This is a genomic window from Sharpea porci, assembly GCF_009695655.1.
GTDB classification, from domain to species: Bacteria; Bacillota_I; Bacilli_A; order Erysipelotrichales; family Coprobacillaceae; genus Sharpea; species Sharpea porci.
This window is the reverse complement of sequence record NZ_VUNM01000015.1, coordinates 12,450-24,402: the sequence shown is the minus strand read 5'-3', so window position 1 is coordinate 24,402 and position 11,953 is coordinate 12,450. Positions and strand designations below refer to the sequence as shown.

Annotated in this window: 13 protein-coding genes; 12 read left to right on the top strand and 1 reads right to left on the bottom strand. The window is 37.1% G+C overall.

Translation table 11 applies throughout. From position 1 onward, the window contains the following. Nucleotides 1-5 precede the first annotated feature (5 nt). The 8 genes from FYJ79_RS07420 (at nt 6) to FYJ79_RS07385 (ending at nt 8,908) form a co-directional block, all read left to right on the top strand. Nucleotides 6-638 (top strand): RDD family protein, encoded by a 633-nt coding sequence (locus FYJ79_RS07420; protein ID WP_154516206.1) that lies wholly within the window; start codon nt 6-8, stop codon nt 636-638. Between the two features lie 43 nt (nt 639-681). Next, nucleotides 682-1,398, top strand: a complete 717-nt coding sequence (locus tag FYJ79_RS07415; RefSeq protein WP_154516203.1) for a MurR/RpiR family transcriptional regulator — start codon at nt 682-684, stop codon at nt 1,396-1,398. A 14-nt stretch (nt 1,399-1,412) separates the two neighbouring features. Then, nucleotides 1,413-2,306 (top strand): ROK family protein, encoded by an 894-nt coding sequence (locus FYJ79_RS07410; protein WP_154516200.1) that lies wholly within the window; start codon nt 1,413-1,415, stop codon nt 2,304-2,306. 97 nt (nt 2,307-2,403) lie between these two features. Then, nucleotides 2,404-3,555, top strand: a complete 1,152-nt coding sequence (locus FYJ79_RS07405) for a DEAD/DEAH box helicase (protein ID WP_154516197.1) — start codon at nt 2,404-2,406, stop codon at nt 3,553-3,555. After that, entirely contained in the window at nt 3,495-4,145 is a 651-nt protein-coding gene (locus FYJ79_RS07400) for a ComF family protein (RefSeq protein WP_154516194.1), read from the top strand. The genes FYJ79_RS07405 and FYJ79_RS07400 overlap by 61 nt, the downstream gene beginning before the upstream one ends. Before the next feature lie 128 nt (nt 4,146-4,273). Further along, the gene (gene secA, locus FYJ79_RS07395) at nt 4,274-6,916 is read left to right on the top strand and encodes a preprotein translocase subunit SecA (protein WP_154516191.1); all 2,643 of its coding nucleotides are present in this window, start codon (nt 4,274-4,276) and stop codon (nt 6,914-6,916) included. Beyond that, nucleotides 6,916-8,037: a peptide chain release factor 2 gene (gene prfB / locus FYJ79_RS07390; RefSeq protein ID WP_154516188.1), complete on the top strand. Its 1,122-nt coding sequence runs from the start codon at nt 6,916-6,918 to the stop codon at nt 8,035-8,037. The genes secA and prfB overlap by 1 nt, the downstream gene beginning before the upstream one ends. Then, on the top strand, nt 8,030-8,908 hold the full coding sequence (locus FYJ79_RS07385; RefSeq protein WP_154516185.1) for a YitT family protein: 879 nt from the start codon (nt 8,030-8,032) through the stop codon (nt 8,906-8,908). Before prfB ends, FYJ79_RS07385 begins: the two co-directional genes overlap by 8 nt. A gap of 15 nt (nt 8,909-8,923) precedes the next feature. Here FYJ79_RS07385 and FYJ79_RS07380 read toward each other — a convergent pair whose 3' ends face one another. Beyond that, the gene (locus FYJ79_RS07380) at nt 8,924-9,136 is read right to left on the bottom strand and encodes a hypothetical protein (protein ID WP_195837036.1); all 213 of its coding nucleotides are present in this window, start codon (nt 9,134-9,136) and stop codon (nt 8,924-8,926) included. Nucleotides 9,137-9,282: 146 nt separating this feature from the next. Here FYJ79_RS07380 and ftsE point away from each other — a divergent pair, with 146 nt between their 5' ends. The 4 genes from ftsE to FYJ79_RS07360 are packed head-to-tail and all read left to right on the top strand — an operon-like array spanning nt 9,283 to nt 11,856. Beyond that, nucleotides 9,283-9,966: a cell division ATP-binding protein FtsE gene (gene ftsE, locus FYJ79_RS07375; RefSeq protein ID WP_154516179.1), complete on the top strand. Its 684-nt coding sequence runs from the start codon at nt 9,283-9,285 to the stop codon at nt 9,964-9,966. Further along, a complete protein-coding gene (gene ftsX / locus FYJ79_RS07370; protein ID WP_154516176.1) occupies nt 9,963-10,871 on the top strand; it encodes a permease-like cell division protein FtsX in 909 nt (302 codons plus the stop codon). Before ftsE ends, ftsX begins: the two co-directional genes overlap by 4 nt. Nucleotides 10,872-10,883: 12 nt before the next feature. Then, nucleotides 10,884-11,471: a CDP-alcohol phosphatidyltransferase family protein gene (locus FYJ79_RS07365; RefSeq protein WP_154516173.1), complete on the top strand. Its 588-nt coding sequence runs from the start codon at nt 10,884-10,886 to the stop codon at nt 11,469-11,471. Next, entirely contained in the window at nt 11,458-11,856 is a 399-nt protein-coding gene (locus tag FYJ79_RS07360) for a hypothetical protein (protein ID WP_154516170.1), read from the top strand. The genes FYJ79_RS07365 and FYJ79_RS07360 overlap by 14 nt, the downstream gene beginning before the upstream one ends. Nucleotides 11,857-11,953 lie beyond the last annotated feature (97 nt).

The following is an 11,953-nucleotide window of genomic DNA, read 5'->3' as shown; positions in this document are numbered from 1 at the left end:
ATACAATGAAGAAGATTTTCAATAAGAAAGCTAATCCTACATCACTTATCAAGCGTGTTATAGCCTATGGTATTGACTGGTATTTAGGAGCAGCACTGGCATCCCTTCCTTTAATGGTGATTTATTATACGATGCATGATCATATCAAAGTCATCCCTAATCAAATAGCACTCTTTGAATATCCAGTGAATATCATTGTGGCGTTACTTTGTTTTATTGTGATCTTCTTCTATTATGTCTTCATTCCTTATAAGTATGATGGACAGACATTGGGAAAAAAGCTTATGAAACTTAAAATAGTCAATGAGGACTATAGTGCATTATCAAAGAAGACACTAGTGATAAGACAAGTGGTCATGATGATGCTTGTTGAAGGAAGCATCTATGCCTCAACAGCGACTTTCCACCAGCTCTTACGTCTTTTATCAGGAGCAACTTTCACTAAGATCTATACGATTGTAGGTCTTATACTTACAATTCTTTCCGTTGTTCTTTTGGTCTTGACGAAGTCCCATCAGTCTTTGCATGATCTTGTCTGTCATACTCTTGTTGTTGATATTTCATCAAGAGAATATAAAAATCAGCTCATTCAATTACAAAAAGAGAAAAAACGTATGAAAAACTGTATTTCTTGTTAAAATGGACCTAGTAGGTCCATTTTAATAAAGAGGAGTAAAGTGAATGGATAATATTAAATACTTAAGTCATTTAGAGCTTGAAATCTATCATTATGTCATATCTCATAAAGAGACAATCACATCAATGAAGATGAAAGATTTATCAGCCATTCTCCATGTCTCTCCAGCGATGATTTCAAGAGTCGCTAAGAAACTAGGGTATGCCGGGTTTGCAGAGTGGAAGATTGCCTTAAAGATTGACAACAATGAATATGTCAAACCCAATGAATCCAATCTCAACTACATCATGGACTTCTTTCAACATGTCAATGATGGCGAGTTTGATGAAAATGTGAGAGAAGCAGGGAAAATGGTTGCTAAGGCGGATACGGTCTTGTTTTATGGACTGGGTATTTCTGATGGTATTGCCAAGGCCGGGGCTATGCTTTTTAATCGTCATGGCAAGAATGCAATTCATGTTGAAGATTTTTCGAGTCGTATTGATGTCTTTCATCAAGATGATGTCGCTATTGTGCTGACTGTTTCTGGTGAGACACCGGAAATGATTCAAGTGATTACATTGTTGAAAGAGAGACATATCCCGACAATCACTATTACTAATCTAGCCACTTCCTTAGCGGCAAGAAGTAGTGATAAGGCATTATGCTATTATATGCCAAGTGTTCGTGATCAATATTTCTTTTCCAATGCGACACAGGTGCCTGTGATTTATTATCTAGAAGCTATTGCGAATGAGCTTAAACAATATGGAATTGATTAAAGTGGAGGAAAGTTATGAAGAAGTATGTAGTATGTGATATTGGTGGAAGTAGTATCAAGTATGGTTTAATGGATGCAGAGCGGCATTTTATTGATAAAGGGAAAATTGCTACACCAAAAAGCTTAGGTGAGCTTTATCAGACGTTGACATCCATCTATCAACATTATGATGATGTTGCTGGAGTGGCTATTTCGATGCCTGGTGCCATTGATCCAGAAAGAGGTTATACTTATACATCTGGTGCCTTAGGCTATTACAACAACACTGAATTCGTGAAAGAATTAAGTGCCTATATTCCTGTTCCTATTACAATTGGTAATGATGCAAAATGTGCTGCCAATGCTGAAGTAGGTTATGGAGCTTTGAAGGATGTTGATGATGCCTATGTGATTGTTCTTGGTACAGGTATTGGTGGTTGTCTTGTCATGAATCATAAAGTCGTACCTGGTAAGCATTTTGCTTCTGGTGAAGTCAGCGGTCTCTTGACCGATTATCATCATCCAAAAAATGTGAAAGATGTATGGGCAACACGTTGTGGAATTCAAGGATTGCTGGAACATGTACAAGAAGCACTTGGTGAAGAGATTCAGCTTTCTGGTATTGAAATCTTTGAACGTGCAAATCATGGTGATGAAAAAGTCATTGCTGGAATTGATGCTTTTGCTAGGGAAGTCGCTATTCAGATTATCAACATCAATACGATTGTGGATTTAGAGCGTGTGGCAATTGGTGGTGGCATTTCTGTTCAGCCTTTATTACTTCAACTCATTCAAAAGAATTATGATGATATTTATCATTATTATCAACAATATGCTTTCCCTTGGGCGAAGGTAGAAATTGTGAATTGTCAATTTAATAATGATGCGAATCTTATTGGTGCTTTATATCAGCATCTCATCTCCGAATAATCTTGAAAGTGCAGGATAAGTGTTTTGAGACCTTTTTGAGACAACTTTGAGACTCTCAGGAGGTCTTTTTACGTTATCATGTACTTGGGTGGTAGAAATGAAATGTCCTCGTTGTGGGAATCAGGACCCACGCTACTTTGCACAAATGCATGGACGTATCTATTGTCGTAAATGCATTCAGTTTAACCGGGTATTCATTGATGAACAACAAAGGGAGGATGTCCATATTTCAGGAATGCAAGCTTCCTATTCACTCAAGTTTACCTTATCGAAAAGACAGCAGGAAATCTCTGATGCGCTTGTGGCAAATTATGAACGCAAGGTTAATACGCTTGTTATGGCGGTTTGTGGTTCGGGCAAAACAGAAATGACTTATCAAGTCATATGCCATGTTATTAACTCTGGTCAACGCGTATGTTTTGCCTTACCACGCAAAGCCCTTGTGGAAGAACTTTATGAACGTATGTTGAAAGCTATTCATGGTATTACAATTGGTTGTCTTTATGGCGGAAAGAAAATAAATGAAGAAGCCCCTCTTATTATATGTACAGCCCACCAGCTCTATCGCTATGTTGACAAACCTTTTGGCTTACTGCTTATGGATGAAGCAGATGCTTTTCCTTTTTATGGTGATGAAGTACTCAATGCCATCTTTGACAGATGTTATTGTCGCTGTTTTATCAAGATGAGTGCAACACTGATCTCAAGTGATATTCATGACGAAGATGTCTTGGTTATGAATCGCCGTTATCATCAACATGATCTCCCTTTACCGGTGATTAAACGATGCCCCAAACAATGTGATTGGCTGCTAATGAAACAAATTGTACAGCGATTTATTCATCAAGGTAAAGTGGTCTTGATCTATGTGCCACGCATTGAAGATCTTCCCTATTATCAGCATAAACTAAAGCATGTCAGAAGTGCGACCGTTTCATCTTCTACCCCACATATAAATCAATATATCGATCAGCTGAGAAATCATCAGCTTGATGTCATCATTACTACAACAATTCTTGAAAGAGGGATCACTGTTGATGATGTGCAGGTGATTGTTATGAAAGCCTCCCATCCAATCTTTGATGAACGTACGCTTATGCAGATCGAAGGAAGGGTGGGGCGTTCAATGGAACATTATCAGGGGGAAGTGATCTTTATTGCAGAAACAATCAGTCAGGAGATGAAAAAATGCATATCCACAATCCATTATCTCAACAACCTCTCTGTCTCATCTGTCACCAACCAGTAAGAAAAGAGCCTAGTCTCTTCACTCTAGTTTATGATACCCCCCTATGTACATCCTGTTTATCACAGTTTGAGACGATCCATTATGTCGGTCTTTTCCATGACGTAAAAATAACGATTCTTTATCGTTATAATGCCTTCTTTCAAACACTGTTATTTCGCTATAAGGGGCAATATGATTACGAGCTAAGAAACGCTTTTACTGTCAATTTTCATCATTTTCTCTCCCAATATTTTCATAACCATGTCGTTGTCGTTGCACCAAGTGATGATATTGCCAACCAAAAGAGAGGCTTTATACCTACTGCGGGTATAGCCTCTTCTTTTTCTTCTGATATCTTTACCGGTCTCTATAAAAAAGCCCCCTTTAAACAAGCTGAACAAAGCTTTGAAGGACGTCAGAAGATTAAAGATATCATTGATATTAAGAATGGTGATGTTTTAAGAAAGAAGAAGGTATTGCTTTTTGATGATGTCATTACATCAGGATCAACACTTGAAAAATGTCTTGAGCTGATTTGTCTTTATCATCCTACTTCAATAGAAATTCTTGTTCTTGCGACACGTTCCTTTCATTTAGAAAAAAACTTTTGATTTACGTAAAAAAATAAAGAAAAGCTTGAATATTGGCGAATATTTGATATTCTTTCGTAGTATATAAGTTTGTTCTTTAAGATAGCTTATGTTATAATGATTGTGTTTTTGCAAATGGGAGGTTAACTATGCCTAAAAAGAAAGCTGAAATAAAGAAACAGTATAAAAAGAAAATCGCAAAAGAAGGTGCTGAACATCAAGAATTGAACCAGCAGGCAGATATCGTCGATCTTGGCGATAACCGTGGTGATGATATTGTTGTTGAGACATTTGATGATATTAAGACAAAGGCTAAACCATTGCCTTTTTCTACAAAACCACAGGATGAACATCCTGGATTCTTTGGAAAAGTCAAATATGCTTTTTCACAGGATCGTTTAATTGTCAGAAAATTAGCTAAGCAGGCTGATGAAATTCTTGCTATGGAAGATCAGGTCGCTGCATTATCGGATGAAGAACTTGCTGCTCAGACAACATTCTTCAAGGAACGTTTAGCAAAAGGTGAAACATTGGATGATATTCTTGTAGAAGCTTTTGCCGTTGTTCGTGAAGCAACATACCGTGTGCTTGGCTTAAAAGCATTTAAAGTTCAGTTAATGGGTGGTATTGCTTTACACAATGGTGATATCGCAGAAATGAAGACTGGTGAAGGTAAAACATTAACAGGTATCTTCCCTGTTTACTTAAATGCCCTTGAAGGCAAAGGGGTTCATGTCATTACTGTCAATGAATACTTAAGTGAACGTGACTGTACACAGAATGGTAAGGTATTCCGTTTCTTAGGACTAACAACAGGTCTTAATAAGCGTGAACTTGATGCTGATGATAAGCGTAAACAGCATGCCTGTGATGTCACTTATACAACAAATGCTGAACTTGGCTTCGATTACTTACGTGATAACATGGTGACAAGCTATGAAGAAAAAGTCTTAAGACCATTACATTATGCTTTAGTCGACGAAGTTGACTCAATCTTGATTGATGAATCAAGAACACCATTGATTATTTCTGGTGGAAAGATGCATACAGCTAGTATGTATGTTTCTGCAGATCATTTCGCAAAGAGCTTAAAGAATGAAGAAGACTATGAAGTAGATGTCGAAAGCAAGACTGTTACCCTTACAAATGAAGGTATCAATAAAGCTGAAAAAGCGTTTAAGGTTGAAAACCTTTATGATCCAAAGAATACAGCTTTAGTACATTATATTAATCAGGCATTAAAAGCGAACTATACAATGACAAAGGATGTCGAATACATGGTAGCAACTGATGATGGTACGCATGATATTCGTAATGCTCAGATCATGATCATTGATCAGTTCACTGGTCGTGTAATGCCAGGTCGTGCTTATTCTGATGGTTTACATCAGGCTATTGAGGCAAAGGAAGGTGTTCCAATCAAGGAGGAAACTGTAACCCTTGCCACAATTACTTATCAGAACTTCTTCCGTTTATTCGATAAGCTTGCAGGTATGACTGGTACAGCTAAGACTGAGGAAGAAGAATTCCGCTTAATCTACAACATGCGTGTTGTTGAAATTCCAACAAACAAGCCAGTTATCAGAGAAGATATGCCTGACCGTGTATATGCTTCAAAGAGTGCTAAATATAAAGCTATTGTTGAAGAAGTAAAGAAACGTCATGCTTATGGTCAGCCAATCTTGCTTGGTACAGTTGCCGTAGAAACTTCTGAAGTCTTAAGTAATTTATTAAGAAAAGAAGGCATTAAACATAATGTCCTGAATGCGAAAAACCATGCCAAAGAAGCTCAGATTATCGCTAATGCCGGGGTTATGGGTGCAGTAACAATCGCAACAAACATGGCTGGTCGTGGTACCGATATTAAACTAGGTGCGGGCGTACCTGAAATTGGTGGTTTAATGGTTATTGGTAGTGAAAGACATGAATCACGCCGTATTGATAACCAGTTGCGTGGACGTTCTGGCCGTCAGGGTGATCCAGGCTGCTCAGTTTTCTATGTTTCATTTGAAGATGAATTGATGCAGCGTTTTGCGAATGAACGTGTTAAGGCCTTCACTGATTCCTTCCTTGGTGATGATGTCATTGAATCTAAGATGGTGTCTCGTTCGATTGAATCAGCACAGAAGCGTGTAGAAGGACAGAACTTTGATATTCGTAAACAGCTTCTTGAATATGATGATATTATGCGTCAGCAGCGTGAAATCATGTACAAGGAACGTGATGATATTATGTTATCTAAGGATTTAACAGAAATCATCAAAGGTATGTTTAAGACAGCTATTGAAGAAGATATTAAGAATTACACAGATGATTCTGGCAAGAAACCAGTTGTTGATGTAAAGAATTTAGTGAATCATGTGGCTAAGAATTATATGCTTTTATCAACAATTGAACCTTCAAATATCGAAGCTGTTGAACATGAACCAGAAAAGGTTGTCAATGCCTTAAGTGAAATCTGTTCTATTCAGTATGAAAACAGATTCAATAAAGACTTACCTGATGAAATCAAGCTTGATTATGAACGCCGTGTTCTTCTTGGTGTTATTGATCATACTTGGATTAACCACATCGATGCAATGAGTAAGTTAAGAAATGGTATTTACTTAAGAGCCTATGCCCAGCGTGATCCACTTCAGGAATATACTGAAGAAGGGTTCTATATGTTTGAAGAGATGACTAAATCTATTTCTCAAGATATCTCTAAGACGATTGTACATATGGGTATCCGTCCAGGTACAGAAGCAGAAATGAACATTCCACAGATCAAGGTAGAGCTTGAATTTAAATAATGGAATTATATGAAATTAGAAGCGGGCTTGAAAAAGCTCGCTCTTTATTGAATGAATTGTTTGTTTCTGCAAATATAGAAATATTAAAAAGAGAAATAGAAGGCTTAACAGTTAAAAGTGAAGCACCTGATTTCTGGGATGACCAGAAACGTGCAACCAAAATCTACAGCAAGATGAATGATATGAAAGCTATCGTAGATGGTTATGAAGCGTTGAAGAATAGCTTTGATGAATTAGAAGAAGTCTATGATTATGTCAAGGATACGGATGATGCTGATTTTAGAGAATCACTGGAAAGTGATTATATGGCTTTTGAGAAGCATCTTGATGAGTATGAAAAAACACTTCTTTTTGATGAAGAATATGATCATAACAATGCCCTCTTGGATATCCATCCTGGAGCTGGAGGAACGGAGTCGCAGGACTGGGCGCAAATGCTGATGCGTATGTATATGCGTTATGGTGAAAAGAAGGGCTGGAAGATTGAAGTTGTTGACTATCTTGCAGGTGAAGAAGCGGGAATTAAGAGCGTAACGCTGCGCTTTAGTGGCAAGAATGCCTATGGCCTCTTGAAGAGTGAGAAAGGTGTTCACCGTCTTGTTCGTATTTCACCATTTGATTCTTCAAAAAGACGTCATACATCCTTTGCTTCAGTCGATGTTATGCCAGAGATTGATGATGATATTGAAGTCAATATCAATCCTAATGATTTACGCATTGATACTTATCGTGCAAGTGGGGCTGGCGGACAGCATATCAATAAGACGGATTCTGCTGTTCGTATTACCCATATTCCTACCAATACTGTAGTTACTTGTCAGTCACAACGCAGTCAGCTGCAAAACAAGGAAGAAGCAATGCGCATGTTGAAAAGCCGTTTGTATCTCTTGATGCAAGAGGCACATGCCAAGGAACTATCAGAAATTCAGGGTGAAAAGAAAGCTATTGAATGGGGTTCACAGATTCGTTCCTATGTTCTTCATCCCTATTCCCTTGTCAAAGATAATCGCTCGGGTTATGAATCCCATGATCCCCAAGCGATTCTTGATGGCAATCTTGATGATATGATTTATGCTTATTTAAAGGCTTATGTGAAAAAAAGAGGCGAAGAGAATGTATAATCAGTTCAGCCAGAATCGTATACTGCGATTAATCATGCATGCCATCATTGTGTTAACTGGTAATTTTCTTCTTGCGATTGGTGTACAAAGTTTTGCAGTACCAGCTAAGATCATTGTTGGTGGAGCATCAGGTATGTCCATTGTCATCGGACATTTTATTCCAGTATCACTTTCTTACAGCGTTCTGGTTATTAATATTGTGGCATTAGTTCTTGGCTTGATTTTTCTAGGCAAACGCTTTATTGTGGGCACGATTGTGTCCACCTTTGCCTTCCCATTGTTTTTGGAATTTGTCGCAAAGACACCTGGCTTAAACAATCTGACCAATGATCGTCTTTTGGCTGCAATATTTGCGGGAGGATTACAGGGTATCGGTGTTGGAATCGTCTTTCGTATTGGTTATTCAACAGGTGGCTTGGATATACCTCCTCTTATTATTAATAAGTTTACAAGTATTCCAGTCGGAACGGTTGTTTATTTAGTGGATATTGTGATTTTGTTGGCGCAAATTCCTTTTGTGAATATGGAAGGTATTCTATATGGTATTATCAATGCGATTATTTCTGGGTACTGTATAGATAAAACTATGATGATTGGTGAAAGTAATATTCAGGTAACCATTATTTCTACTAAGCCAGAAGAGCTTGTTGATATGATTTTTAAAGAGATTGATCGTGGGGCAACCTATCTGAATATTACAACAGGCTATTTTAAAAAGGAAACAAAAGCTGTAATGGTTGTCTGCTCAAGAAGACAGGTGACAAAATTACAAGAACGCATCCAGCAGATTGATCCTAATGCCTTTGTCATTACGAATGAAGTCCATTCTGTAAAGGGAAGAGGCTTTACATTACCAAGTATAGATTTATAAAAAAATGAGACAGGCTTACTTGTCTGTCTCATTTAAATGGTATTTAATAGAATTATAGAAAAGTTCAATATGCCCACAATGAGGACAAACAGCAGCTTCAACAGGTGCTTCATGTTTGACAAAGTTCTCATCACGTCTAACGATATATAAATCATTAAGGAAATTAGCCTTATTGATGAGATAGGCATCTTCATGCATTTCTTTGTGACATATTGGACATATTCGCATGGTAAAACACTCCTTTGTTTTTTATCATAACATAAATGATAAATGGAAAGAAGTTGAAATATGAATTTTGGTGAACTATGTGAAATTGAAAAAAAGTGATACATATTATTGTATTGTGATATAATGCTTGAGGGAGTGTGAAAGAAATGATTAAACTTGAAAATGTAACGAAAGTTTACAAAACTGGCGTTCGAGCATTAAATGACGTCAGCCTAGATATAGCTCCTGGAGAATTTGTTTACGTCATTGGACCTACTGGTGCTGGTAAGTCCACTTTCATTAAATTGCTTTATCGTGAAGAAGTTGCCACAAGTGGTAAAGTCTTTGTAGATGGACAGGATGTGAAAAAGATAAAGAACTGGAAAGTTCCTTATTTTAGAAGAAAGATTGGTGTCGTTTTCCAGAACTATCGTCTATTACCTAAAAAGACAGTATTTGAAAATATTGCCTTTGCCTTGGAAGTCACGGATACACCAAAGGTAGAAATCCGTAAGAAAGTGAGAAGAGTCTTGGAACTTGTTGGGCTAGAAGACAAAGCCAATGCTTTCCCACATGAATTGTCAGGTGGGCAGCAGCAGCGTGTTGCGATCGCAAGAGCTATTGTCAATAATCCAAAAGTGCTTATTGCCGATGAACCAACAGGTAACCTCGATCCTGATACTTCAAAAGAAATTATTGAATTACTAGAAAAAATTAATGAGGTTAATCAAACAACTGTTCTTGTTGTAACCCATGACCGTGATATCGTTCAAAAGTATAAGAAACGTACGATTAGAATTGAAGATGGTTGTATTAAAACTGATACAAGTTTAGGAGGTTATAACATATGATGATATTACGTGGGATTAAAAACTTCCCTAAACATTGTAAAACAGCGCTTGTTTCCATATGGCGTAATGGTGTGATGTCTTTTTCATCCATCTTTGCCGTAACAATTACGTTGTTATTGATTGCTGTTGTTATGACAATTGCCTTAAATGTCAATAAGATTACTGTGAATATTGAAAATAGCTTAACTATCTATGTCAAAGTAGACAGAGCAGCGACCGAGGAACAATCTAAAGCGATTGAGCCTCAGCTTAAAGCTTTGAAGGGTGTTAAGAGTGTTAAATTCTCTTCAAAAGATCAGGAATTAAATAAATTAATTGCATCACAGGATAAAAACAACAAGAAATTATTCGAAAACTACCGTAATGATAACCCATTAGGTGATGCTTACACTGTTGAAGTCAAGAATGTAAAAAATCTTGATTCAGTGGCTAAGAAGATTGAACATATTCAATATGTCAATGAAGTAACATATGGTGGTTCTTCTACTAATAAACTTGTTAAAATTCTTGAAAATATTCGTAATGGTGGTGCTATCTTCGTTGTAGCATTGATTGTTGTTGTACTCTTTATGATTGCGAATACAATCAAGATGGCAATTACAGCAAGGTCAACAGAAATTGCCATTATGAGAATGGTTGGTGCATCTAACTGGTATATCCGTATTCCATTCATGCTTGAAGGGGCCTTCATTGGACTCTTTGGGGCGATCATTCCAATTATTGCCTTACGTTATGGCTATACATTTGCCTATGAGCAGTTGACGCAGATGATGGGGGCAGGGCTTGTTGCCTTTGTATCGCCATTCCCATTTGTCTATAAGCTTAGTGGTATTCTCTTGTTGCTAGGAGCTGGGGTCGGTCTTATTGGGGCCTTCTTCTCAGTAAGAAAGTTCTTAAAATTATAAAAAGAGGTGAGAATGATGCGTTATTCAAAAAAAGAAATCTTCAGTATTCCTAATATTCTCAGCTATATTAGACTCGCATTGATTCCAATCTTCGTACATGTCTATCTCAATGTTGAGAGTGCATTATTCCACCTTGTTTCTACTTGTATTCTTGCCTTTGCTTCAATTAGTGATTTTCTTGATGGGAAGATTGCCCGTACATTCAATATGGTTACGGATTTAGGCAAGATTCTTGATCCTATTGCGGATAAAATCTATCAATTCACATTAGCAGCAGTCCTGATGTATCATTATCCTTTAATGGGAATCGTGATTGCTATCATGGCTATTGAAGATGCGATGCTCTTGTTTTTTGGCTACTATGTCTATGCAAGATATCAGCGTCATATTCCTCAAGCTAAAATGCCAGGTAAGATTGCGAGTGCTGTCTACTTTGTCTTCACCATCTTCTTAGCGGCCTTTGATTTAAGCCATTCGCTTATTTCTACGATGATGATTGCTGTTATGACACTTCTTATGGCTTATGCTTGTATGAGCTATAGCTTAGAACTCTTTCATTATTATAGAGAAGGAAGGGCACTGAGAAATGGCGAGTCGTGATGTCAAAGAGCATGTCTATTTAGAAGCACTTGAAGATGCGATAACGAATGTGGAGATGATTGAAAATCATCTTGAACGACTGTCCGATGAGAATAAGGTTGTCGCTATGCATATTTTAAGAAAAGATCGTATTAAAACGATTCTTTCTCTTGAATTAGCTTTATCAACATATTGTATTCTACTTAGAAAGATGCAGGAAAATCATTTTATTACTTATCCTGATGCGATTAGAGTGGATATTAATTCGATTATTCATTCCAATCGTTTTGAATACTATGATGATGAAATTATTGTTTATTCGGCAAGAGGAAGAGAAGATGTGGATTTGGATCATCTCTTGGATTTTGGACGATCTATTCTTCAATCTATGAATCAACAAGATTAAGGTATGAACTCTAGTAACAAAATATGTACTAGAGGCATACCTTTTTTGTTAGGTTTATTTCTTTTTTAGCGTGTGTGTTGTTTTTAAAAGGTAATAA